The following is a 24,289-nucleotide window of genomic DNA, read 5'->3' as shown; positions in this document are numbered from 1 at the left end:
TTACCGACAAGGCATAATGCTGTTTTTCATGAAAATAACCTGCCGATTGCCGCAACGCACGGCGAGCGCTGCTTGGCACACGCCTTGCTTCACCAGTCGTGGAAAGGCACGCCCTGATCAAGAGGCTTAACCGGTCTCCGGGGTCGTTGAGTAGCGAGGCCAGGTGAGCACATTCGACCATCTGATTGACCAGCGCTTTGGCGATAATGGCCCGGCATTGACAGGCTCATCGGTGCCGGATGCTGTCGTGGCAATACTGTCGCGGCGGACCATCAGGCGCTTTGAGGCCCGGTTGCCCGACGAAGCGCTGCTCGACGTGCTGGCCGCCGCTGCCCTCAGCGCCTCGTCGAAGTCGGACTATCAGCAGGTCTCGCTGCTGCGCTTGAGGGATGTCGCCCAGCGCACCGCCCTGGCCGCCCTGTTTCCGGCCATGCCATGGATTGGCGCTGCGCCGGTCTTCTATGTTTTTCTCGCTGATGCGCGGCGCCTCCAGCGTCTGGGAGCGATGCGCGGCAAGCCGGTGCGCAATGGCAGTCTTGAAGGTTTTTTCAACGCCAGTGTCGACGCCGCCCTTGCCTTGCAGACGATGATCCTGGCTGCCGAAGCCTGTGGCCTTGGCACCTGCCCCATCTCGGTATTGCGCAACAAGATCGATACCGTCGCCGCTATCCTCTCACTTCCTGATCTTGTCTTTCCGGTTGCCGGCCTGTGCCTTGGCTACCCTTCGGGCGAAGCGCATATCAGCTTGCGTCTGCCACGTCAGATCACAATCCATCGCGACCGCTATGACGATGAAGCGCTCCCCGGGGCGATCGACGATTACGACCGACGCCGCGCCGCGATCCGCGCCATCGCTCCCGACCAGCAACGTGCCAAGGCCCGTTTCGGCGAGGCCGCGTTCTACGGCTGGTCGGAAGACAAGACGCGCCATGCCTGCGAGGGCGAGGGCGCGGCCTTTCCAAAATACCTGCTTGCCCACGGATTTGATTTTTCCTGACGTTTCCCACCCTGACTGAAAGGATATGCGATGATTGACTATCTGACCCGTCACCTTACCCGCCGCGTCACAACCGGCCTTGTGGCGGCAGCCGTTGCGCTGCCGCTCATGGGCCTTGCCGGCATGGTTACCAGCGCCAAGGCCGCGACGCTTGAGGAAATCAAGAAGCGCGGCTACCTGATCGTCGCCACCGAAGACGATTTCCGCCCCTTCGAATTCGTCAAGGATGGCAAGCCAACCGGCTTTGACAATGATCTGGTGGCGGAGCTGCGCAAATTCGCGCCTTTCGAAATCCGCCAGGAAATTCTGCCCTGGACGGGAATTCTGGCTGGCGTCAGCACCGGCAAATATGATGTGGCGATCACGGCGGCGATCATCACCAAGGAGCGTACCAAATCGCTGAGCTTCACCAGCCCGATCGCGGATGCGACGCATTTTTACGTGAAGCGCAAGAAGGACACCTCGATCACGTCGATCAAGGATCTGAGCGGCAAGACGGTTGGCGTGCAATCGGGCTCGGCGCTTCTCGGACGCCTTCCTGAACTGGCAGCGATGCTGGAAAAGCAGGGCGGCAAGCTCGGCAAGGTGGTGGAATATACCTCCTACCCGGAAGCCTATCAGGACCTCGCGCTCGGGCGCACCGATTACGTCGTCAACACTATCATCAATCTGAAGGCGCTGGTCGGCGAAAAGCCGGACGTCTTCGAGATCGGTCAGGCAGTTTCCGGCAAGTCATATCCGGCCTGGGCGATCGCCAAGGACAATACGTCGCTGCAGGCCTTCCTCAACGAGTTCATCGCCAAGCAGAAGGCCAGCGGCAAATTCTACGAGCTGCAGAAGACGTGGTTTGGCGAAGCCTTCACCGATCTGCCGGTATCCTTCGATCCGGAGTTCTGAAACTCCGTGGCTCGTGACCTTTCGCAACCGCAGGAACGGCCATGAGCCTCAATGACGTCCTGGCGATCCTTCAGGGTGCCCTGGCGACAGTGACGCTGTCTGCCATCGGCATCCTGATCGGTCTGCCGATCGGTCTGGGACTGGCCCTCATCCGCTGGGCCAGGGTGCCGGTCCTGTCTGGCATCGTTGCCGTCTATGTCAGCGTGCTGCGGGCGACACCGCTGGTGACCCTGTTGCTGCTGCTCTTCTTCGCCCTGCCCAATATCGGCATCCCGCTCGGGCCGATCTCGGCGGCGATCCTGGCACTGACGATGAACACATCAGCATTCAACTGTGAAGTATGGCGCTCCTCACTCGTCAATTTTCCGAAAGACCAGTACGAGGCAGCGCAATCCTTCGGCATGCAGGCCGGCCAGCGCTTCCGGCGCATCATCCTGCCGCAAATCATTCACGACAGCCTGCCGGGCCTCGTCAACGAAATGTCGCTCCTCATCAAGGTGACGCCGGTGCTGGCTGTTGTCGGTGTCGTCGACATCACGCGGGCAGCGGTCCGCATCGGCGCGCAGACGTATGAACCCCTGCCGCCCTTTCTGGTAGCCGTGGCCATCTATGCGCCCATCGTCTACGCGCTGGTTGCGCTCCAGCGCTTCATTGAAAAGCGGCGTGCTGCGGCGGAGGCGAGCACATGATTCACGATTTCCTCGTGGTGTGGAGCGAGCGAGGCCTGCTGTTGAGCGGGCTTGCCAATACGACCATCCTGTCGGTCCTGTCGGCTATCATGGCGTTGGCATTGGGGATCATTCTGGTGCCCGGGCTGATGTCCAAGCGCAAGGCGATTGCAGCTGCCATGCGGTTTTTTGTCGACGGCATGCGCTGCGTCCCCTTCCTGCTCTTTGCCTATATCGTCTATTATGGCCTGCCCTCGCTCGGGTTGCGCTTTGACAATTGGAGTTCGGGCCTGCTGGCGCTGACGATCTACAATGCCGCCTACATGGCTGAAATCCTGCGCGGCGCCTGGGTGGCGCAACCGCGTGAGCCGATCGAAGCGGGGAGCGCCTTCGGCTTTTCCGATTTTCTGCTTTTCCGCCGCATCATCCTGCCGCCGCTCCTCCTCAATGTCAGCCCGATCATCGGCAATCAGATGATCCAGATCATCAAGGACAGCGCTTTTCTCACCATCATCGCCCTGCCCGAGCTGACCCATGCCGCAAGCTCGATCCAGTCACGCCATTACGTGCCGTTTGCCGCCTTCATCAGCGCTGTTCTGCTCTATTGGGGGCTATGCCTTCTGGTTGAAGCCGGCGTCAGTGTCGTGGGGCGGGTGGCGGAGGCCAGACGTTAGGACAATGTCATGAATGATCCGCAGAAAATCCTCTATATTGCCGGCCTGTCGAAGAGTTTCGGCAAGCTGCAGGTTTTGAGCGATATCTCGTTTTCGGTCGAGCGCGGCGAGACGATCTGCCTGCTGGGGCCATCAGGCTCCGGCAAGTCGACGCTTCTGCGCTGCATCAACTGGCTGGAGCGACCCAATGCGGGGCGCATCTATCTCAATGGCAGCGAGATCGGCGTCACCGGCCACGGGCTGGTGATGAAGGACAGTGAATTGTCCAAGCTGCGCACCCGCATGGGCATGGTGTTCCAGCATTTCGCCCTGTGGCCGCATCTCACCGTGTTGCAAAATGTCATGGAGGCGCCGGTCCAGGTGCAGAAGCGGGCGAAAGCGGAAGTAGAGGCCGAGGCCCTGGCACTCCTTGCCAAGGTCGGCCTGTCGGACAAGCGCGATGTCTTCCCCGCGCGGCTCTCGGGCGGGCAGAAGCAGCGCGTCGGCATCGCCCGCGCGCTCGCCATGAAACCGGATGTCCTGCTGTTCGATGAGCCGACGAGCGCCCTTGACCCCGAGCTTGTCGGCGAGGTGTTGCTGGTGATGCGTGCGCTTGCCAGCGAAGGAATGACGATGGTGATTGTCACCCACGAAATGGCGTTTGCCCGCGATGTCGCCAGCCGTATTCTCTTTCTTGATCAGGGCAGGCTCATTGAAAGCGGGACGCCTGCGGATTTCTTCACCAGGCCGCAGACCGAGCGCGCCCGCCTGTTCATCCAGCGTTACGCCGGCGTTGCAGCCGCCTGACGTTCCGCCAACCGCCTTGAGGTTTACCATGCATCCGATCTTCCACCTTCTGCCTGACGCCCCGAAGCCGGTCGCCCCCTACAGCCATGCGGTGGAGGCAAGCGGCTTCGTGTTCATCACCGGGCAGCTTGCCACCGACCCGGATAATGACAGCCTGCCCGTGCCCGCCGGGATCGAAGCGCAGACGGTCAAGGTGATGGATAATCTGGCACGCGTGCTCAAGGGCTGCGGGCTTGGCTTCGACGACGTCGTGCAGGCGCGTATTTTTCTCACCGCTTTCGACCGCGACTACCCGGCCATGAACACGATCTATGCAAGCTACTTCAAGGCTGATCGGCGCCCGGCGCGCACCACTATCGGCGTCACCGGACTGGCGCGCGGGGGCATCGTTGAAATCGATATGATCGCGGTGCGGAGCTGACAGCCATGGACCAGATCGAAATCCCGGCGCGGCGCGGCAAGGCGGCCCTTGTCGATTTTGGTCAGATCATCACGGTCATCAACACGCATGGCGAGCAGGTTGTCGACACCTGGGCGTTCAGCCGGGCTGATCTTGGCGAATTCATGTCGAACGAGCATACGAGAGCACACTCGCTGCATCTCAGCCCACGCCCCGGCGATATCCTGCGCAGTAATCGCCGGCGCCCGATGCTGACATTGATTGAAGACACGTCGGGCGGTGTCCACGACACGCTTATCGCGGCCTGCGACAGGCATCGCTATGCCTTCCTCGGGGTCGAGGGCCATCATGACAATTGCGAGGACAATCTGTTCGCCGGCATGGCTGAACTCGGCCTCACCCCGCCGGAAGTGCCAAGCCCGCTCAATCTGTTCATGAATATCCCCTGGCAGAATGACGGCACGTTGCGCTTTGCCGCTCCACCGGCGCCTCTGCCCGGCGGCTATGTCCGCCTGCGCGCCGAAATGGATCTGGTCATCGCCTTTTCAGCCTGCCCGCAGGATATTCTGCCAATCAACGGCACGGCCGGGCGCCCCGTCGAAGCCCATTTCACCATCAGCTGAATCGCCGAGAGTAACGCACCATGAAACCATCGCAGCAGAAACAGACCATCGCCGAGGCCAATCGGCGCCGCTATGAAGAACTTCGTGCCGCCGGACAGGAGGCAACGCCCAAAAGTTTACCGAAGGCCACACCGCGCGACAGTGCCGGTATCACCAAAGACATGATCGTGCGCAGCGAAACGGTGCCGGCTGGCTGGTATACGACGCTGACGTTGAAGCGGGGGGAAGCGCTGCGCATCAAGGACCCGTCGGGCGCCGCCAGCGCTGCCCTGATCGGCTGGCGCCAGGAGGATATGAGCGAGCGGCTCAATTGCGCCGATACAGCCAAGATCCAGTGGACGGCAACGATGGCAAAGGGGCGCGTCCTGCTCACCGATATGGGCCGCGTCTTTCTGTCTCTGATCGAAGATACCAGCGGCGCCCATGATCTGCTGATGGGCGCCTCCACGCCGGCGTCAACACAGGCCGCCTACGGCGTTGACTATGCGCGCAACAGCCATGAGAATTTTCTGGCCGCTGCTGCGAAGCTCGGCCTGGGGCTTGGCGACATCCCCGGCTGCATCACCTTTTTCGCGCCCGTTTCGCTCGACAAGGCAGGGCGGTTCAAATGGAACAAGGCGCGCAAGAAGGCAGGGGATTTTGTCGATTTGCGCGCTGAAATGAACCTGGTTCTGGTCGTATCAAATTGTCCGCATCCGCTTGATCCCGCCCGCCCTGCCGGCGCAAACGCCATCGAGCTTGTCCATTACCGGGCGCCCGCTGCCAGTAGCGATGACCCCTGCCGGACCGGGTCGGCGGAAGCGATGCGTGCCTTCACCTTCACCGACCGCCTGTTTGCCTGAGGATTGCCCCATGTCAGAGCTGATCTATTCTTTCGATATTCCCGCCGAGCGCCCGTGGTCCTGCATCATCAAGCGCGGGCAGACGCTGCGCATCATCGACAGCGAAGGCCAGCAGGCGGTTGATGCGCTTCTTTACGATGCAAGCGATATGGAGGAACGCTACAGCGCCCAGGACACCATGCGCGTTCAGGGGGCTGCCTATATCGAACTTGGCACCAGGCTCATATCGAATCGCGGCCGCGTGATGGCGCGGATTACGGCAGACAGCTGCGGGCGCCATGACACGTCTGCCGGCTGCTGCTCGTGTGAGAGCAATGCGGTGCGCTTTGGCGAGGCAACCAAATATCAGCATGCCTGCCGGGAGAACTTCGTCCTTGAGCTGTCAAAATACGGGCTGGGCAAGCGTGACATTCCCGCCAATCTCAATTTCTTCATGAACGTGCCGATCGATCCTTCCGGCAATTTCACCGTTGTCGACGGCATCTCGGCGCCCGGCAATCACGTCGACATCACCATGGACACAGATGTGCTGTTTGTGATTTCAAATTGCCCGCAAGTGAATAATCCGTGCAATGGCTTCAATCCGACGCCGATCAAGGTGACGATCCGTGAGGCTGCCGCAGCGTAGCATGCATCGTTGGCGCCGTTCACCGCTTCATGGCTTTGACCAGGCTGTCGGCAAGGGATAAAAAATCGCCGCGGCGCGGCGAGGTCGCGCGCCACGCAAGCGCCACCTGACGGCTTGGCTGCGGATTGACAAAGGAACGTACCCTCACCGGCGGCTTGCCGCGCAATTCGGTATCAAGGGCGATCTCCGGCAGCAGCGTCGAGCCATAGCCATTGGCAACCATATGAATGATGGTGGCAAGGCTCGCCACCCCCGGGCGTGGGCGCGAAACGTCATCCGCTCCGCAATAGGCAAGGGCCTGATCACGCAGGCAATGCCCCTCATCCAGCAGCAGAAGCGAGTCCGCCTTGATGTCGCTCAGCTGCGCCGGCTTGTCCTCCCCGCCATCAGGTGCGGTCACCAGCAAAAGGCGGTCATCGAAAAGATCCTTGATCTCCACCCTGTCATCGGCAAGGGGGCGCGACAACAGCACAGCGTCCAGCTGCCCCGCGAGAAGCTCGTCCGTCAGATAGCGTGTCTGTGCCTCGCGCAGATGCAGCACGAGGGCAGGGTAGTCGCGGCGCAGCAGCGGCAAAGCCCGTGGCAGGATGTAGGGCGCCAAAGAGGGAATGACGCCAAGACGCAACGCTCCGGTCAGGAGGCCGTTATGATGCTGTGCCAGATCAACCAGATCGCGCACATTTGCCAGAATGGTTCTTGCCCGCGCCTCGACGTCCTGGCCAAGAGGTGTCAGCGTCACCATGTGACGGCCTCGTTCGACGAGTGATGCGCCCAGGGCCTTTTCCAGTTCCTGTATCTGCAGGGAGAGCGCTGGCTGGCTGATCGCGCATTCATCCGCCGCCCGCCCGAAATGACGGTGGTGAGCGAGCGCGGCGAAATATTTTAGCTGTTTGAAAGTCGGCGTCATGATTTGAAAAACTTATGAACGATGAGGATTATTACAATTAGACATTATGACGTCGACACGTCAAAAGAGAACGACAACAAATGGGAGACGACGACATGAAACGCACACTGACGACGACGGCGGGTGCGCCGGTAGCCGACAACCAGAATTCACAGACCGCCGGTCCGCGTGGTCCGGTGCTGATGCAGGACTACCAGCTGCTGGAAAAGCTGGCGCACCAGAACCGTGAGCGTATCCCCGAGCGCGTCGTTCACGCCAAGGGTTCGGCGGCCTTCGGTACACTCACCATCACCCACGACATCAGCAAGTACACGAAAGCAAAGATTTTCTCCGAAATCGGCAAGAAAACCGACACGTTGCTGCGTTTCTCAACGGTGGCGGGCGAGCGCGGCGCGGCAGATGCCGAGCGCGATGTCCGTGGCTTTGCGCTGAAATTCTACACCGAGGAGGGTAATTGGGATCTTGTTGGCAACAACACGCCCGTGTTCTTCGTCCGCGATCCCTTGAAATTCCCCGACTTCATCCGCACCCAGAAGCGCCATCCCACCACCAATATGCGCTCGCCGACCGCGATGTGGGATTTCTGGTCGCTGTCGCCTGAATCGCTCCACCAGGTGACGATCCTGTTTTCCGATCGCGGGCTGCCGCAGGGCTATCGCCATGTGAACGGCTACGGGTCGCATACCTATTCCTTCATCAACGCCGCCAATGAACGCCATTGGGTCAAATTTCACTTCAAGACCCAGCAGGGCATCAAGAACTGGACCAATGCTGAAGGCAATGCGGTGATCGCCAATGATCGCGAGAGCGCCCAGCGCGATCTTTACGAGGCGATCGAAAAGGGAGATTTCCCGCGCTGGAAAGTCTGCGTCCAGATCATGAGCGAAGAGCAGGCGGAGAAGACGTCCTACAACCCCTTCGATCTCACCAAGGTATGGCCGCATGGTGAGTTTCCGCTGATCGATGTCGGCGTGCTCGAACTCAACCGCAACCCGAAGCATTATTTCGCCGAAGTGGAGCAATCATCCTTCTCGCCTTCAAACATTGTGCCGGGCATTGGCTTTTCTCCCGACAAAATGCTTCAGGCGCGCATCTTCGCCTATGCGGATGCCCATCGCTACCGCGTCGGCACGCATTATGAGAGCCTGCCGGTGAACGCTCCGCGCAACAAGGTCGACCATTACCATGCTGATGGCTCGATGCTGGCGAGCGTGCCCGAGCGCGGGAACGCCTATTACGAGCCCAACTCGTTTGCAGGGCCCGTCGAGGACAAGTCCGTTGGCGAACCGCCGCTGAAGAACGAGGGCGCCATCGACCGCTGGAACCATCGCGATGGAAACGATGATTACAGCCAGCCGCGCGCGCTCTTCCGTCTCATGAGCAAGGCGCAGCAGGAAGCGCTCTTCGACAACATCGCCGCAGCGATGCAAGGCGTGCCCGCCGAGATCATCGCCCGCCAGGTGGCGCATTTTACCAAGGTCGATCCGGCCTACGGCGCTGGCGTTGCCAAGCGTGCGGGGGCTAGCGTCCAGGCGGCAGCTGAATAACGCTTAGCAGGGTCGATGACCAGAGGGCCGCCGGGGTCAGCTCCAGCGGCCCTTTGCGGCGCGCTCTTCGACATTTATACGCATTTGCTAAAAATTGAATCGTGCACTTCACGGAGAGGAAATTTATCTGCGCTATCCCCGAAACGGTGCAGGGGATCACGCATGAAAATGTCATTAGGCTCGTTCATTCGACGTTTTGCGGGTGAAAGCGGCGGCAATGTCGTCATGACCTTCGGGCTTGTTACAACAGTGCTGATCGGTCTTGCCGGCGCCGCCGTTGACTACAGCACAACCGCTCGCATCCGCTCCAAATTGCAGGCGGCGGTTGATTCAGGCGTTCTGGCGGCGGCCCTGTCTTTTTATACCGCCAATGCTGACACGGTTGTACACGCCCACGTCGATCGCAGCATCCCCAACGGCATCACCCCGACGATTACGATCGCCAAGACTGATAACCGCATCACGGCGACACTCACCGGTGACGTCCCGACCACCCTGCTGGGCGTTATGGGCATTTCGTCGCTGCCGATCCGGATCACCTCGACGGCTGTCTACGGAACCGGCAACGCTGAGGTGATCCTTGTCCTCGACACGACCGGATCAATGGCCGGCAGCAAGATCAGCGGCCTGCAGCAAGCCGCCAATGATTTCGTCACCACGCTGTTTTCGTCGCCAAACGCCGCCAACTCGCTAAAAATCGGCATCGTTCCCTTCACCGATTACGTCAATATCGGCACGCAATATCGCACCGCTTCCTGGGTCTACGGGGCAAGCGATTACTCGACGACCTCCAACCAGTGCTGGGATACCTATCCTTCCGCCACCTACACCAATCCGCGGCCGCGCTCGGGAACCTGCTATAATGACGGGCAGCCCTACACCTGCACGTGGACTGATTATGACGTCACCCTGGGCGCAGCCGTGCAGCAATGCGGGCCTGTCACCGCCAATTTTACATGGAATGGCTGCGTCGGATCGCGCGCCTCGCCGCTTGATCTCGGCGATACCGTCACCGCCGCCAATCCCGTTCCCGCCATCCTCAACGTTGGCTGCAGCGCCCCCTTGCAGCGCCTGACGAACGACCGCAACGCGCTGAAGACGAAGATTGATGGTCTGGTCGCCAATGGCAACACCTATATCGCCCCGGGCGTCCTGTGGGGCTGGCGTCTCCTGTCGCCCAACCAGCCCTTTGCCGATGGTGCAGCCTTTGACGGCAAGACGCGCAAAATCATGGTGGTGATGACGGATGGCGCCAACACCAAATCGCCGAATTATCCTGACCATGAGGGTGGCGACGTGGCGCTTGCCAATGAACTGACGACCAAGACCTGCGCCAACGTCAAGAGCGCCGGTATCGAGGTCTATTCGGTCGCTTTCAGCGTCACTGACACGACGATCAAGACCATTCTTGCCAATTGCGCGTCGGTGCCGCCCAATTACTACGATTCAACGACGGTGAGCGATCTTCAGGCAGCCTTCCAGAAGATCGCCAATGACATCAACAATGTGCGGCTGACGAATTGACCACCGGACGTGGTCAGTCAACCCAGTCAAGCGAGCGCTGGACAGCCTTCGTCCAGCGCCGCTGCAGGTGATCGCGCCGAGCTGGTTCCATCTGCGGGTCAAAGCGCTTGCCAACGCCCCAATTGGTGATGATGTCATCGCCTGAGTGCCAGTAGCCGACCGCAAGCCCGGCTGCATAGGCAGCGCCGAGCGCCGTCGTCTCGATGATGTGCGGGCGCACCACCGGCACGTTCAGGATATCGGCCTGGAACTGCATCAGCAGACCGTTCACCGCCATGCCGCCATCCACCCGCAACTCACTGATGGCGACGCGCGAATCGGCGGCCATGGCGTCGATCACCTCGCGCGTCTGATAGGCGGTTGCCTCCAGAGCCGCGCGGGCGATGTGCGCGCTCGTCGCATAGCGCGTCAGCCCGCAGATAATGCCGCGCGCGCTGTCCTGCCAATGCGGCGCATAAAGCCCGGAAAAGGCCGGAACGACATAGACATCGCCATTATCGGCAACAGAGGCGGCGAGCGCCTCGATATCGGCGGAGCGATGGATGAGTTTCAGATTATCGCGCAGCCATTGCACGAGCGCGCCGGCGATGGCGACCGCGCCTTCCAGCGCGTAAATGGCCGGCGCCTCGCCGATCTTGTAGGCCAGCGTCGTCAACAGGCCGTGCCTGGAAACAGAGGGCGCCTCGCCTGTGTTCATCAGCAGGAAGCAGCCAGTGCCATAGGTGTTCTTGGTGGTGCCGGGCGCAAGGCAGGCCTGGCCGAAGAGGGCGGCCTGCTGATCACCCAGCATGCCGGCAAGCGGGACCCCGGCAAGCGCCCCCGCGCATTCGCCGTGGAGAGCGCTTGATGACACGATGACCGGCAGGCAGGCGCGCGGAATGTCGAAGAGGGTGAGGATATCTTCATCCCAGGCGAGCGTATGCAGGTTCATCATCTGGGTGCGCGAGGCATTCGTCACGTCCGTGATGTGGCGCCCGCCCGCAACGCCGCCTGTCAGGTTCCACGCAAGCCAGCTGTCGATGGTGCCAAAGAGGATATCGCCTGCTTGCGCCCGCGCCCGCGCGCCGGGGATATGGTCCAGCAGCCAGCGCAGCTTCAGGCCGGAGAAATAGGTGGCAAGCGGCAGGCCGGTCTTTTTCCGCAACCGGTCCTTGCCGCCCTCAGCCGCGAGTGCCCCCACCAGCTGATCGGTGCGCGTATCCTGCCACACCAGCGCATTGTGCAGCGGCTGGCCGGTGCGGCGGTCCCACAGCATCGTCGTCTCGCGCTGATTGGTGATGCCGATGGCGGCAAGATCGCGCGCTTTCAGGCCAGATTTGCGCAGGGCAGCGGCGATGAGCGTTTTCGTGTTGCGCCAGATTTCCTCTGCGTCATGTTCGACCTGGCTCGGCTGCGGATAGATCTGCCGGTGCTCCTTCCGGGCGCTGGCGATGACCCGCCCGCTGCGGTCGAAAACCATGAAGCGGGTGCTGGTCGTCCCCTGATCGATGGCGCCGACATAGGCGGTCATGGTTGAGCCTCCGGTTGAGCGCACCCTGCGGCGCGGCGTTTTATGTTGTCAATCGCCGGCGATGATCGGCGCGGCCGCGCCGCCTATTTCATGCGGAAGCGATTGCGCAGCGCCAGACCCAGCAGGAAAAGGAGGACGATGCCGGCGAGCATCTGGCCGGCGCTGACCACATGCGCCAGCGGCGACAGGGTCTCAAGCGTCGTGGCGAACACCTCCTTGCGCAGCGGCAGCAGCGCAAAGAGATTGGCGAAGCTGAGCCCCATGGCGGTGTGCTGGGCAAGCGCGCTGTAATCCGGCCCGCCGAGCGGCCACAGCACCATCAGCCCCGCCGCCCACAGGGCCAGCATGGCCTGAAGCGGGCGCAGGATCGACCAGCCATAGGCGCTCAGTCCGCCATAAAGGCGCGAGACGAGATGGCGCGGAAAGCCGGCAATCACCTCGCGGCATCGGAGTTCCCTGGTAAAAAAGACATGCTCGTCCTCATGCTTTTTCAGGCGCTCCATCTCCTTCTTCAGATGTTCATAAGCGTAGAGATGCGCTTGCGCTTGTTCTGTGTTCTCAGGGATCGGCGGCCAGGTGACGCCATGCCATTCGCTCGCCTCATGGAGATCAGCACCGCGCAGATCGGGCGGGTCGGTTTTGAACTTGCAGTCTGCGAAGCTTGTCCTGCCTGTGAATGAGGTGTTGATGAAATGAGCCTGGCTAGAAAAAATGACGCCGGCGAAATTGGCCGCGTCAGAAAAGGTGACGCCGTCGAAATCGCCCGAGTCAGAAAAGGTGGCGCCGAAGAAAAGAGAAAAGTGAGAAAAGGTGACGCCTACGAAATCGGCCGCGCCAGAAAAAATGGCGCCCTCGAAAGTGGCCCAGTTAGAAAAAATGGCACCGTTGAAACTGACCGTGTCGGAAAACAGGAAGCCTGCGGCGCTAAAAATACACAGAAAATCCGTATTGCGGAAGTCGATAGGGCCTTCAGGAAGTGCCTTGTTGCGGCGAGCATTGAACGTCAAGAGAAGACCGGCCTTTTCCTTGTCGCTGTAGGGCTTTAATTCCTCAGGCGAAAAGCGGGGCTTGCCCTCGCCATCCTTGAGACCTGCCAGCCTCTGTCGCTCATCGTCATCGATCAACCCGGCCATGAAACGGTTCCATGTCCGGCGGTTTCTGATGTGAAGGTTACTATCCAAGGGCTTCGCTCCCCTCGGCTGCTCGCCATGGAGCGTCGCCAGCACATACCATGGGTTGTCATTGGCCTGGCGCCGGGCGCGTTTGGCTGGCGGGGGATTACTCATGATGCGCTCCTCAAGCCACCAGCCTAGCGCAGATTGCCGGCAGGTCGACTCCACCGCTGGCGCGCGATCGCGCAAATTACCGCTTCAGAACCGGCGCTGCTATAGTTAGGTTCGGGCGCCAGGCGGCAGGAGCGGGTGATGACGGATAAAACGGCGCGGCTCGGCGTTGATATCGGCGGTACGTTTACCGATGTCGTCCTGGAGATCGGCACGGCGCGCTATTCGGCGAAGGTGCTCACCACCTATGCAGCCCCCGAGGAGGCGATGATCGCCGGCATGCATATGGTCTGCGCCAAGGCCGGCCTCACGCCCTCATCGATTGGCCAGATCATCCACGGCACGACGCTGGCGACCAATGCGCTGATCGAGCGGCGCGGCGCGCGGACGGCCCTCATCACCACCAAAGGGTTCCGCGATGTGATCGAGATGCGGACCGAAAGCCGCTTCGAGCAATATGACCTCAACCTCACCCTTCCCGAGCCGCTGCTGGCGCGCAACCGTCGCTATGTGGTGAACGAGCGCATGGATGCGCGCGGCCAGGTGCTGATTTCCCTTGCGCGCGCCGAAGTCGAGGCCCTTGCCGACACCTTGCGCGCGGCGCGCTACCAGAGCATCGCCGTTGGCCTGCTGCACGCCTATGTGAATGACAGCCATGAGCGGCTCATCCATGAAGTTCTCGCCGCCCGCCTGCCCGGCGTCATGGTGTCGCTGTCATCGCAGGTATCGCCCCAGATGCGCGAATATGAGCGCTTCAACACGACGATTGCCAACGCCTATATCAAACCGTTGATGGCGTCCTATCTTGAGCGGCTCGCCGGTCGTTTGCGGGCGGAGGGCGCGGATTGTCCGGTGTTTCTCATGCATTCGGGTGGTGGCATCATCGATATCGCGACGGCGGCCGCATTCCCGGTGCGCCTCGTTGAATCCGGGCCGGCGGGCGGCGCTGTGTTTGCTGCTGATATCGCCGCGCGCCATGGCCTCGACAAGGTGCTCTCCTTCGACATGGGCGGCACGACGGCGAAAATCTGCCTCATCAAGAACCAGACGCCGAAGACGGCACGGGTCTTCGAGGTGGCACGCACCTACCGCTTCAAGAAGGGGTCGGGCATGCCGATCTCGATCCCGGTGATCGACATGGTGGAGATTGGCGCCGGCGGCGGATCGCTTGCCCATATCGACGGGCTGAAGCAGATCCGCGTCGGGCCGGAAAGTGCCGGCTCCGAGCCCGGGCCAGCCTGTTACGGGCGCGGCGGCACGCGGCCTGCGGTGACTGATGCCGATCTCCTCCTCGGCAAGCTCGAGGCGGCGCATTTCGCCGGCGGGACGATGACGCTTCACCCCGAGCAGGCAGCGCGCGCCCTTGACAGCGTGCTGGGGGAGCCTCTTGCCCTCACGACAATGGAGGCTGCCTTCGGCCTTGCTGAAGTGGTGGATGAAAACATGGCGAATGCCGCCCGCGTCCACGCGGTGGAAAATGGCGAGGATCTGAGCCAGTACACCATGATCGCTTTTGGCGGGGCGGCCCCGCTCCATGCGGCGCGGCTGTGCGAGAAAATCGGCGTCTCGCGCTGCCTCGTCCCGCCAGGGGCTGGCGTTGGATCGGCGATCGGCTTTTTGCGGGCGCCGTTCAGCTTTGAAGCAAACCGCACCGCCTACATGAAACTCTCGGCGTTCGATGCCGGCATGGTCCGCCGGCTCTTTGCCGAGATGGAGAGCGAGGCTACCCGCTTCGTGCGCCTATGCGCGCCAACCGCCCGGATCGCGGCTGAATTCAAGGTCTATATGCGCTATGCCGGCCAGGGCTGGGAGATACCGGTCACGCTGACGCCAGATGACGTCAAGGCGGCAGATGCTGCGACGTTCCTTGCCCGCTTCACGGCTGATTATGCGAATCTGTTCGGGCGTACCGTTGCCGGCATGGATGTCGAGATCACGGTGTGGTCGGTCAACGCCGCCACGCCCTCACCTGGCATCACCAGGGTCGAGGCGGTGCGGGCAGGCGGGGCGCCAGCGCGCAGCGATGAGCGCACGCTGTTTGATGCTGCGCTTGGCCGGTCAGGCCCTGCAGGCGTGTTTTCCCGTGCGGCTTTTGCTGCCGGTCATCGCATCGCCGGGCCGGCGGTCATCACCGAGGATGAAACGACCATCATCATACCGGCAAGCCGTTTCGCGACCGCGCTCGCTGACGGCTGCATCGACATCACCATCACAGAAGGGTGAACCCATGAGCCTCGCGACAATCGCCTATCAGGTGATGTGGAACCGGCTGATCTCGGTCGTCGAGGAGCAGGCGCAGGCGCTGGTGCGCACGGCCTTTTCGACCAGCGTGCGCGAAGCCGGCGATCTCTCCGCTGGCGTCTACAACGAGCATGGCGACATGCTGGCGCAGGCCGTCACCGGAACGCCCGGCCACGTCAATGCCATGGCTGACGCGGTGCCGCATTTCATCCGCCGCATCGGCCGGGACAATATCCATGAGGGCGATGTCTACATCACCAATGACCCTTGGGAGGGAACCGGCCATCTGCACGACATCACCGTCTGCACACCCTCGTTCCATCACGGGCGACTGGTGGGGTTTTTCGCCTGCACCGCGCATATCGTCGACATTGGCGGGCGCGGCTTCGGGGCCGACGCCAATTCCGTCTATGAGGAAGGGCTCTATATCCCGATCATGAAGCTGATGGTGCGCGGCGCGGTCGATCAGACGCTCATCCGGCTCATCCGCGGCAATGTGCGTGAGCCTGATCAGCTGGTCGGCGACATCTACGCCCTCGCCACCTGCAACGATATCGGCCATCGGCGGCTCAGCGATATGATGACCGAATTCCAGCTGGCTGATCTCACCGGTATTTCCGAATTCATCCTCACGAACTCGCGTGAAGCGACGCTGGCGCGCATCGGTGCCCTGCCGAGGGCTGAAGCCAGCGGCAGCATGATGATCGATGGGTATGACAGGCCGATCCTTCTGGCCGTCAAGGTGTCGTTCAACGGTGACCATGTGTTGTGCGACTGGGAGGGCACCAGCGGCCTTGACAAGAAGGGGATCAACGTCCCTCTGGTCTATACCAAGGCCTATTCCTGCTATGCGCTGAAATGCGCGATTGCGCCGGATATTCCTAACAACACGGCGTCTCTGGCGCCCTTTCATGTCACCGCACCCGAACATTCCATCGTCAACGCCCTGCATCCGGCGCCTGTCGCGCTGCGCCACATCATCGGCCATATGGTGCCCGATACGGTCTATGACGCGCTGGACAAGATTTTGCCCGCAGTGGTGCCGGCGGAAGGGGCGGGCTGCCTGTGCAATTTCCAGCTCTCGCTGCGCCCGCGCAGCGATCAGCCGGCGGCGGAGGGGGCGGGGCGGGCCGAAGTGCTGACCTTCAATTCCGGCGGGACCGGTGCCCGCCCGACGCTTGACGGCATGTCGGCGACCGCCTTTCCTTCAGGCGTGATGACGATGCCGGTCGAGGCCACCGAACAGGTTGGCCCCGTCATCATCTGGCGCAAGGAATTACGCCCCGACAGCGGCGGGGCGGGGCAGTTTCGCGGCGGCCTTGGCCAATACATGGAGGTCGGCGCGCGCGAGGGACATGAATTCGATTTTCAGGCGATGTTCGACCGCGTCCACCATCCCGCCCGCGGGCGTCGCGGCGGAGCGCCAGGCGCGCCCACCACCATCGTTCGTGATGACGGGACGGCGATGAAGGGCAAGGGCAAACAGTTCGTGCCGAGCGGCCGACGTGTTGTCATGGCCTTTCCGGGTGGAGCCGGGTATGGCGATGTGACACGCCGCGACAGAGCCGCCATCCGCCGCGATCTGGCGCTGGGTTACATTTCGGAAGACATGGCAAGAGCGCTTTACGGTCTGTCGGACACGGACATCGCCATGGTGATGGCGGCTTCGCTGAAGGGCGAGATCGGCTAGAGCAGATTGCGCTGAAGCGGCAGCGAAGACTGTTCTTGTCTTATGGCTTTCACATGCTGTTATCGGAAAAACCGGTTTTCACTTTTCCGCAGCATGCTCTCAAGAGCGCCCGGCGCTTGCGAGCCTCGCACGACGGTGTCGTGGCGCTTGTTCAGCGCAACTCTGACGCCACTCGTGACGAGCAGCGGCAGGGTATTGCGTGATGAAAGTGAAGCGTGCGGGCTGGCGAAAAGAACAGAACTCAGCCAGCCGGCGCGCGGACGATTGCCTTGTATATCAGGTCTTCCAGGGTCGAGACATTGGTCTCAGCCCTGAAAGATAGTTTTAGCCGGCAAGGTCAGATTAGATATTAGCGAACTGCAACAAGCTGGTCCGCCGCAGATTTGCCCGTGCGACGATCCGCAACAAGTTCATATGAAATCTTCTGTCCGTCATTGAGCCCCGGCAGACCGGCGCGTTCGACCGCAGAAATATGCACAAAAACATCCGGTCCACCGCCATCGGGCTGAATAAAGCCAAAGCCCTTTTGCGAATTAAACCACTTAACCGTACCTGTAGCCATAATAGTCTCCTCATGACCTTGCCTGGGCTTAGCATATCCCAGACTGTGGCTATTAGGCCGGCTTCCGGCCGCTAGCAAGCGGCTCTTTGCAATCGGGGCTATTTTTTCGTCAGGGAACAAACGACGGTTTTATGAAAACAGGTCGGATAGCCCGTCCAGAATCGCTCCAAACGCAGCGTTTTGACGAGAAATAGTGCGCCTAAACTCGATCAGGGCGCGGTATCAGCGCGGTTTAATGCTTTGCCTGCCATGGTTAATAAAAATCGCCGGTGCGATCAAAAATCCGCGAACTGATCGGCCAACCCTGCTCTATCGCCGGGTGGCGCCGGCATCGGTCGCGCTCGGCGGCAAGCCGACAATGCCACCAAGCACGCCTGAAATGCCGGGATTGCGGCCGAAGGTTCCGCACAGCGCTTCCTTGGGATCAGAGCCGAGGAATTCACCAACGCTCGCTGCACTGGGAAGCGCCAAAGCGGGGCGCTTGATCGGATCATCGCCCGTCACCAGCAAATAGGAGAAATCCCCGCCGAACTCGGCGGCAAGCGCATAGGCGTCGGCCTCCTCGGAGGCCCGCGCCCGCGTGGTGATGACGTCAGCGCCGCGCGCCCAGGTCATGGCCGCGAGCTGGCGCTTGGTGCTCGTCACGGCCTGTGCTTCCACCGACAGACCGCCGAGGCCGATCGGCAGGCGGGGAACGCGCAGCGGCACGCCGATGACCGCGCCCGCGACCGAGCCGCCAATGCTGGCGATGCTGGAGACGCCTGCGGCTGCTACATCGGTCGGGCTGAGGGCGGTGACGAATGACTGGACCGTCAGATCGGCCGGCTCGGATGACAGCACCACGCGGAAGCGCTCGCTCAAGCCCGCGCACAGCGCCCGATTGATGGTGTTGCTGACAAGCGCGTATTGTTCGGCGCTCAACCCGGAACTGCGGGCCGCATCGGAAATCACCACCGGCAGGAGGTTTACCGTGCGGGCGGCGAGAACGGGTTCCTTGCTGACGCGGAATTTGGTCTGGGTGAGTACCCCATCGCTGCGCTCAAGCCCCTCGTAAGACGACAGCGAACCGCTACGCGTTAGCGGTGATTGCGCGCATGAGGCGGCAAGCAGGGCGGCCTGAAGCGCAATTGACAGCCGCATCCAGCGATGGCTCGAGCGGACACTGGCGCACCTTACAAACCAAGGCCGCCTGCCACCAACTCTCATGCGGTTATCGCGCAAGCCCGTTTCCTTTCAGCCAACGCCCTGTCTCTATCTATCCACCCAAACGGCGTTGGGAAGCAAGGTCATGTATCGGCGCCGGACCTGTATCGGGGTGCGACAGTTGCGCCCGCCTTCACGGCGGGCCTGAGGGGCCGATCCTGGAATGATCAGGCCGGGCGGGCCAAGCAGGCGGAGCCGGGTTCACTGTGCAGGAAGCCTGATCGACTGACCACGACGCCGCCCCGACTGCCTGTGCGAACGAGTCCGAGGTTCGCCATGTGACAAAATAATTGCAATATTACAATTATTGTTGTATTATTGCAGTATGGAAGACCATCTCGCCGTTGAAATGCTGGGCGCGCTGGCGCACGAGCATCGCATCAAGATATTCCGTCTTTTGGTCATGGCAGGGCCATCTGGCGTTCCGTCTTCGGATATTGCCGCAGCCGTCGGGATCAGCCCCACCGGAGCGTCGTTCCACCTCAAGGAGCTAGATCGTGCCGGGCTTATCGTATCAACCCGGCATGGGCGGTTCATCCGCTACGCCGTGCAGTTCAACGGCATGAACCAGCTTCTGACTTATCTGACCTGGGATTGCTGTCAGGGGCAGCGGGAGCTGTGCGGCTCGGTCTTCAAGACATCGACCGCGTGTGCCTGATGGGGCGTTGTGCTCTTACACCACGACTTATCTCTGAGGCATCGCGACAGCACCCTTGCGCGCAACCATCGTCGGCTCCGATACGTTTGCAGGCAGCAATCTTGCCAAGGTCCCGCTCTTCGTTTTGGCCCAGCTTATCGGCACCCTCGGCCTTGGCCGGATTGTGCTTCCGCAAACCCGCAGGAGAACGCAAATGACGATTACCATATTTCACAATCCCGCCTGTGGCACTTCCCGCAACACGCTGGCCATGATCCGCCAAAGCGGTGAAGAGCCGCAGATTGTCGAATATCTGAAGACGCCGCCAAGCCGAGAAGATCTGATTGGTCTGATCCGCGCCATGAACATCACCCCGCGCGATCTTCTGCGCCAAAAGGGGACCCCTTACGATGAGCTGGGTCTCGGCGATCCCAAGTGGAGCGATGACGAACTCATAGACGCCATGCTTGGAAACCCGATTCTTATCAATCGTCCAATTGTCGTCACGCCGATTGGAGCAAAGCTTTGCAGGCCGTCCGAAGCGGTGCTCGACATTCTGCCCAATCCGAACATCGGAGTGTTCACGAAAGAAGACGGCGAGATCGTCACAGACCAGAAAGGCGAACGCGTTGTCTGACCTCGAACTTACCCTGCCCAACATTCTCAGCGAGGCATTGCCAACGCCCGATACAAGCGCACGACGAAAACCGCTGCAATCATTGCATAAACCTCGCATTTTGCTGCTCTACGGCTCTGTAAGGTCGCGATCTTACAGCCGCCTCCTGACGCAAGAGGCCGCGCGCCTTCTTGAACACCTCGGAGCCGAGCCGCGCATCTTTAATCCGAGCGGGCTTCCGTTGCCCGATGATGCGCCTGACGATCACCCGCGAGTGCAAGACCTCCTGGAACTGGTGGCCTGGTCGGAAGGCCAGGTCTGGACTTCGCCCGAGCGCCACGGCGCGATGAGCGCAATCCTGAAAGCCCAGATCGACTGGATACCCCTTAACTCTGGCGCGACAAGGCCGACACAAGGCAAGACGCTCGCGCTCATGCAGGTCAGCGGCGGCTCACAATCCTTTAACGCGGTCAATCAGATGCGCATTCTCGGCCGCTGGATGCGCATGGTGACCATCCCTAACCAGTCATCTGTCGCCAAAGCCTTTCAAGAATTTGACGACGCCGGACGCATGAAACCATCCGCCTATTACGATCGCGTCGTCGATGTGATGGAGGAACTGGTCAAATTCACGCTTCTCACCCGCGATGTCTCGGATCACCTGACCGATCGCTACAGCGAACGTGTGGAAACGGCCGCGGAGTTGTCGGCGAGGGTCAACCTGACCCGCGCCGTCGATGTGAAAGGAACATTGTCGGGAACCCAAAAGCTGAGTTAAGGCATGCCACAAGAGGAGCGCGCCAGCCGCATCGACGCGATCGTCAAGCTGGAGAGGCACGAGCCGGTCACCCTCGAGAGGCTGCAAGCGGGCGCTGTTCGACAAAGTTGCCGCCGTCAATGACTTCAGGAACACCTACGTCGCGCATAGTGAAAAAGAACTAAGGGACGGAAAATTGGCATCGCAGAATTTGAAGTCATGGGTAGTGGCGTTGTCAGCGGTTGCTTCGCAACAGAAGGGATAGGTTGCTCCTCCCGGCGACAGCTTTTCGGTTCAAAAGTGGGAAAAGGGGATAAATGCCGGTACGCAAGCGCGGGAACAGTCTGGAGAAATGGGAAGTCGCCTTGATAAAGGCTATGGTTGCCAAGGGCGACTGGCCAAACGATCAGGACATTCTAGCATATTTTACTCGCCCGACGCGCTCGATCAATCACAGGGCAATCGGTGAAATCAGAAGAGGGCAGAAACACGCTGCTGTTAAGGCCGCTTCAGCAGAAGCCCTTGCCGATTTTTTGGCGATATGGCCGGACATCGACCCTCAGACTGGCCTGAGTATTCGTGGAGACGAATTGCTCATCAAGGCGCGAGAAGCGATGATCGCAGCCGTTCACATTTTCAACGGCGCAGGTCTAACATTCCGCGCCGAGCTTTTCATTGTGACGAGCATCATCGCATGGACCTATCTGCTGCACGCGTGGTTTCGGCGCGAAGGCATCGACTACCGCCACGTCAAGGCAGGCGGAACGGTGCAGAAGACCAAGCAAGGCGAGAATTGTTATTGGGAGCTTGGCAAATGCTTGCGTCATGCGCAGTGCCCTATCCCAGCCGGTGCAATAAAGAATCTCGACTTCTTGATTGAGCTGAGACACGAGATCGAGCATCGCTCAACGAGCCGCCTTGACGATGCGGTGAGCGCCAAATTGCAAGCCTGCTGCATCAACTTCAACGAGGCCATCAAGTCACTATTCGGCGCTCAGTATGGGCTTGAACGGCGATTGCCGATCGCACTCCAATTCGTAACATTCAGTTCGGACCAACGCGCCGTATTAAAGAAGGCGAGTTCTCTGCCGCCAAACATCAGCACGATGATGGAGACTTTTCACAATAGCCTAAGCCCAGCCGAGCAGGCTGACCCGCAATTCGCCTACCGGGTGGCATTTGTTCCGAAAGTGGGGAACCGGGCTTCCAATGCAGATTTGGCCGTAGAGTTTTTGAAAGCCGACTCAGAGGAGGCGAAAGAGATCAACCGAGTTCTGCTGAAGGAAGTTGAGAAGAAGCGCTATACACCTACACAAGTCGTTGAAATGATGAACGGTGAGGGCTTCCCCAACTTCAAGATCAACCACCACACCGAACTGTGGCAGGCGCTGGACGCCAAGAGCGCGGCGAAAAATTTCGGCTGTGCTGGCGACTACAAAGGGACATGGGTCTGGTACGACGCTTGGGTTGCTGGGGTGCGCGCGCACTGCCAAGAGCAGGGCGAAAAGTACCGATGAGAACAACTGCTCTTGCCCACCAAGGAAAGCCCGTTCGTCCGCTTCCCTCCTCGCCGCCTTCGCTGGGTGCGAAGGCGGCTCCGAGGAAAGCGAACTCTCTCTGGCGAGGCCTTCTATTTATCTCCGATAGGGGCGAAGAAATCGCGCAAGCGTCTGCCATCAAGCGGCGACAACGAGCACTGAAGCCCAGATCATCCTACTGACAAGCGCCGAAGCGTTCCGGGGTATGCCGGGATCAAATGTGGGGCGGAATGTAGGGCGCCAAAGCGCGCGCCTCAATTATTCCATACAAAACAATAGTTTACAGGAGTGAATGGCGGAGAGGGAGGGATCACCCAGCAACTCTCTGAGCGCGAACGCTGGGATCGCGTGAACAAAGCACTGCTAAATCCAAGCATTTCCTCGTATGCGTACCTTTACGCCCAACGCGCTTCGCCAATCCCCAATCATCTACAGTTGTTATGGCGGCGCCACATCTCTGCGTCATGTCCCGCAGGCACATTCGAACACGGGTCGCCCGCTTTATAGCCCCGCAAGTCGTTGTAGCGGGCGATCTGTTCAGCAGTTAGCACGGGTAGCGTATCGAGATGCCGCGTCAGATGGACGAAGCGCAGCTGCGCGCGGGCTTCGGCCGCGTCGCCGATCAGGTGGCGCAGATGCTCCGGGGTCAGGCTTCTCCCGCGAAAAGCGTCCTCGATCGCGGCTTCAGCTGCAATGAAGCGCCTGCCCGCCTCCTGTGCCTCGGCTTTCATCCGCGCGAACAACGCTTCCAGCGTCGTCACCTGTGCTGGTGTTAGGCCGATCTGCTCCTTCAACTCCAAAAGATGCGCTGGCCCCGGCACGCCATTCAGTTCGGCGGCAAGGGCAAGGCCCCAACCGCGGCCGGCGCGCAGGTCGTCGAGATCGGCTTCGGACAAGCTCTTGATCTCGCGACTCTCCCTGCCAGCGTACGGAGAGTGACCGTGATGCTGGGCTGCTGCTCCTATGGGAATGACCATGGCGCAAAGAGCGAGAACAAGGCGGATCATAGCGACACTCCTCAGGCAGGGTTTGTCCCCCTCGCATGTGCGGGTCGAGCCGCATATGATTACAATCATGTCTGAATCTTTTAAGCCAATCTTTGCCGATGCTGCCTCGCGCGATTTTGCCGCCGGTGAGTCCTTGTTCCGCGCCGGAGACGCGGTGGTGTCGATGTTCCTGCTACGCGCCGGGCAAGCTGAGCTTGTGCGTCACACGGGCCACGGTCAGAAGATGATCCTCCAGCGTGCCGGCTCGGGGCAGATCCTCGCCGAAGCGTCGGCTTGGTCCGAAGTCTACCACTGCGATGCAGTGGCGGGCGGGCCTTGTAGGGCGGCAGTTCTGTCACGCCACGTTTTCAAGAAGCGGCTGAAGTCGAACCCCGATATGGCAGACAGCTGGGCGAGAAATCTTGCGCGGGCGGTTCAGGCGGCGCGCCTCAGGGCCGAAATCCGCTCTCTGCCACGGGTTGCGGACCGTCTGAGCGCTTGGCTCGCGGAAGGGAATCAAATGCCAGATAAAGGCCGCTGGCAAGACGTGGCAGCTGAGCTTAGCGTCACACGTGAGGCGTTATACCGCGAGCTATCCCGCCGTCGAACCGTGCACACCAAACGCTGACGATCTGTCAGACCATGGATGCACCAGGCTTCGCATGGAATTGCGAACCGTCTGGTTCGAGAGGTAAAGCGCAAAGCTTCGGGCGCTTTCAACGAACACTTTCGTGGCAGAAAGCATCGTAGCAAACTTCTGCGTATTGGCGGAG

Annotated in this window: 24 protein-coding genes; 18 read left to right on the top strand and 6 right to left on the bottom strand. The window is 60.7% G+C overall.

Annotated elements, in window-relative coordinates:
• Positions 1-163: 163 nt before the first annotated feature.
• The 9 genes from ACINK1_RS01465 to ACINK1_RS01425 are packed head-to-tail and all read left to right on the top strand — an operon-like array spanning position 164 to position 6,515.
• Positions 164-997 carry a nitroreductase family protein gene (locus ACINK1_RS01465; protein WP_376802315.1) on the top strand — a complete coding sequence of 278 codons (834 nt, stop codon included), beginning with the start codon at positions 164-166 and terminating at the stop codon, positions 995-997.
• 30 nt (positions 998-1,027) lie between these two features.
• Positions 1,028-1,894 (top strand): transporter substrate-binding domain-containing protein, encoded by an 867-nt coding sequence (locus tag ACINK1_RS01460; RefSeq protein ID WP_376802316.1) that lies wholly within the window; start codon positions 1,028-1,030, stop codon positions 1,892-1,894.
• 41 nt (positions 1,895-1,935) lie between these two features.
• On the top strand, positions 1,936-2,583 hold the full coding sequence (locus ACINK1_RS01455) for an amino acid ABC transporter permease (RefSeq protein WP_376802317.1): 648 nt from the start codon (positions 1,936-1,938) through the stop codon (positions 2,581-2,583).
• Positions 2,580-3,236, top strand: coding sequence for an amino acid ABC transporter permease (locus ACINK1_RS01450; protein WP_376802318.1), 657 nt, complete (start codon positions 2,580-2,582; stop codon positions 3,234-3,236). The genes ACINK1_RS01455 and ACINK1_RS01450 overlap by 4 nt, the downstream gene beginning before the upstream one ends.
• A 9-nt stretch (positions 3,237-3,245) precedes the next feature.
• Complete coding sequence (locus tag ACINK1_RS01445; RefSeq protein ID WP_376802319.1) at positions 3,246-4,022, top strand: amino acid ABC transporter ATP-binding protein; 777 nt, start codon at positions 3,246-3,248, stop codon at positions 4,020-4,022.
• A gap of 28 nt (positions 4,023-4,050) precedes the next feature.
• Complete coding sequence (locus ACINK1_RS01440; RefSeq protein ID WP_376802320.1) at positions 4,051-4,443, top strand: RidA family protein; 393 nt, start codon at positions 4,051-4,053, stop codon at positions 4,441-4,443.
• Between the two features lie 5 nt (positions 4,444-4,448).
• The gene (locus ACINK1_RS01435) at positions 4,449-5,045 is read left to right on the top strand and encodes a DUF1989 domain-containing protein (protein ID WP_376802321.1); all 597 of its coding nucleotides are present in this window, start codon (positions 4,449-4,451) and stop codon (positions 5,043-5,045) included.
• 20 nt (positions 5,046-5,065) lie between these two features.
• On the top strand, positions 5,066-5,887 hold the full coding sequence (locus ACINK1_RS01430) for an urea amidolyase associated protein UAAP1 (protein WP_376802322.1): 822 nt from the start codon (positions 5,066-5,068) through the stop codon (positions 5,885-5,887).
• 10 nt (positions 5,888-5,897) lie between these two features.
• Positions 5,898-6,515: an urea amidolyase associated protein UAAP2 gene (locus tag ACINK1_RS01425; RefSeq protein WP_376802323.1), complete on the top strand. Its 618-nt coding sequence runs from the start codon at positions 5,898-5,900 to the stop codon at positions 6,513-6,515.
• Positions 6,516-6,534: 19 nt separating this feature from the next.
• Here the strand turns inward: ACINK1_RS01425 and ACINK1_RS01420 are convergent, their stop codons facing one another.
• Positions 6,535-7,422: a LysR substrate-binding domain-containing protein gene (locus ACINK1_RS01420; protein WP_376802324.1), complete on the bottom strand. Its 888-nt coding sequence runs from the start codon at positions 7,420-7,422 to the stop codon at positions 6,535-6,537.
• 95 nt (positions 7,423-7,517) lie between these two features.
• Here ACINK1_RS01420 and ACINK1_RS01415 point away from each other — a divergent pair, with 95 nt between their 5' ends.
• Both ACINK1_RS01415 and ACINK1_RS01410 read left to right on the top strand, forming a co-directional pair.
• Positions 7,518-8,969, top strand: a complete 1,452-nt coding sequence (locus ACINK1_RS01415) for a catalase (protein ID WP_376802325.1) — start codon at positions 7,518-7,520, stop codon at positions 8,967-8,969.
• A 162-nt stretch (positions 8,970-9,131) separates the two neighbouring features.
• Positions 9,132-10,493, top strand: a complete 1,362-nt coding sequence (locus ACINK1_RS01410; RefSeq protein ID WP_376802326.1) for a pilus assembly protein TadG-related protein — start codon at positions 9,132-9,134, stop codon at positions 10,491-10,493.
• 13 nt (positions 10,494-10,506) lie between these two features.
• On the opposite strand, the gene glpK is transcribed toward ACINK1_RS01410, so the two are convergent.
• Together glpK and ACINK1_RS01400 are read right to left on the bottom strand one after the other, a co-directional pair.
• The gene (gene glpK / locus ACINK1_RS01405) at positions 10,507-12,003 is read right to left on the bottom strand and encodes a glycerol kinase GlpK (RefSeq protein WP_376802327.1); all 1,497 of its coding nucleotides are present in this window, start codon (positions 12,001-12,003) and stop codon (positions 10,507-10,509) included.
• An 83-nt stretch (positions 12,004-12,086) separates the two neighbouring features.
• On the bottom strand, positions 12,087-13,289 hold the full coding sequence (locus ACINK1_RS01400) for a pentapeptide repeat-containing protein (protein WP_376802328.1): 1,203 nt from the start codon (positions 13,287-13,289) through the stop codon (positions 12,087-12,089).
• 138 nt (positions 13,290-13,427) lie between these two features.
• On the opposite strand from ACINK1_RS01400, the gene ACINK1_RS01395 reads away from it, so the two are divergent.
• Positions 13,428-15,509: a hydantoinase/oxoprolinase family protein gene (locus ACINK1_RS01395; RefSeq protein ID WP_376802329.1), complete on the top strand. Its 2,082-nt coding sequence runs from the start codon at positions 13,428-13,430 to the stop codon at positions 15,507-15,509.
• Positions 15,510-15,513: 4 nt separating this feature from the next.
• Positions 15,514-17,217 carry a hydantoinase B/oxoprolinase family protein gene (locus ACINK1_RS01390; protein WP_376802330.1) on the top strand — a complete coding sequence of 568 codons (1,704 nt, stop codon included), beginning with the start codon at positions 15,514-15,516 and terminating at the stop codon, positions 17,215-17,217.
• A gap of 349 nt (positions 17,218-17,566) precedes the next feature.
• Here ACINK1_RS01390 and ACINK1_RS01385 read toward each other — a convergent pair whose 3' ends face one another.
• Positions 17,567-17,779, bottom strand: coding sequence for a cold-shock protein (locus ACINK1_RS01385; protein ID WP_376802331.1), 213 nt, complete (start codon positions 17,777-17,779; stop codon positions 17,567-17,569).
• A 309-nt stretch (positions 17,780-18,088) separates the two neighbouring features.
• Positions 18,089-18,919 carry a DUF3313 domain-containing protein gene (locus ACINK1_RS01380; protein WP_376802332.1) on the bottom strand — a complete coding sequence of 277 codons (831 nt, stop codon included), beginning with the start codon at positions 18,917-18,919 and terminating at the stop codon, positions 18,089-18,091.
• Between the two features lie 388 nt (positions 18,920-19,307).
• Here ACINK1_RS01380 and ACINK1_RS01375 point away from each other — a divergent pair, with 388 nt between their 5' ends.
• The 4 genes from ACINK1_RS01375 to ACINK1_RS01360 all read left to right on the top strand — a co-directional run bounded on the left by ACINK1_RS01375 (position 19,308) and on the right by ACINK1_RS01360 (position 22,509).
• Positions 19,308-19,640 carry a helix-turn-helix transcriptional regulator gene (locus tag ACINK1_RS01375; RefSeq protein WP_376802333.1) on the top strand — a complete coding sequence of 111 codons (333 nt, stop codon included), beginning with the start codon at positions 19,308-19,310 and terminating at the stop codon, positions 19,638-19,640.
• Between the two features lie 193 nt (positions 19,641-19,833).
• On the top strand, positions 19,834-20,256 hold the full coding sequence (arsC, locus tag ACINK1_RS01370) for an arsenate reductase (glutaredoxin) (RefSeq protein ID WP_376802346.1): 423 nt from the start codon (positions 19,834-19,836) through the stop codon (positions 20,254-20,256).
• A 22-nt stretch (positions 20,257-20,278) separates the two neighbouring features.
• Positions 20,279-21,013: an arsenical resistance protein ArsH gene (gene arsH, locus ACINK1_RS01365; protein ID WP_376802347.1), complete on the top strand. Its 735-nt coding sequence runs from the start codon at positions 20,279-20,281 to the stop codon at positions 21,011-21,013.
• A gap of 296 nt (positions 21,014-21,309) precedes the next feature.
• A complete protein-coding gene (locus ACINK1_RS01360) occupies positions 21,310-22,509 on the top strand; it encodes a DUF3644 domain-containing protein (RefSeq protein WP_376802334.1) in 1,200 nt (399 codons plus the stop codon).
• Between the two features lie 446 nt (positions 22,510-22,955).
• Here ACINK1_RS01360 and ACINK1_RS01355 read toward each other — a convergent pair whose 3' ends face one another.
• Complete coding sequence (locus ACINK1_RS01355) at positions 22,956-23,537, bottom strand: Spy/CpxP family protein refolding chaperone (protein WP_376802335.1); 582 nt, start codon at positions 23,535-23,537, stop codon at positions 22,956-22,958.
• Between the two features lie 67 nt (positions 23,538-23,604).
• On the opposite strand from ACINK1_RS01355, the gene ACINK1_RS01350 reads away from it, so the two are divergent.
• A complete protein-coding gene (locus ACINK1_RS01350; RefSeq protein WP_376802336.1) occupies positions 23,605-24,144 on the top strand; it encodes a Crp/Fnr family transcriptional regulator in 540 nt (179 codons plus the stop codon).
• The last annotated feature ends 145 nt before the right edge of the window (positions 24,145-24,289 follow it).

The organism is Raskinella chloraquaticus (SeqCode) (genome assembly GCF_021731865.1).
GTDB classification, from domain to species: Bacteria; Pseudomonadota; Alphaproteobacteria; order Rhizobiales; family UBA4765; genus Raskinella; species Raskinella chloraquaticus.
The sequence above is the reverse complement of the archived record's forward strand: the minus strand, read 5'-3'. Positions and strand labels throughout refer to the sequence as shown.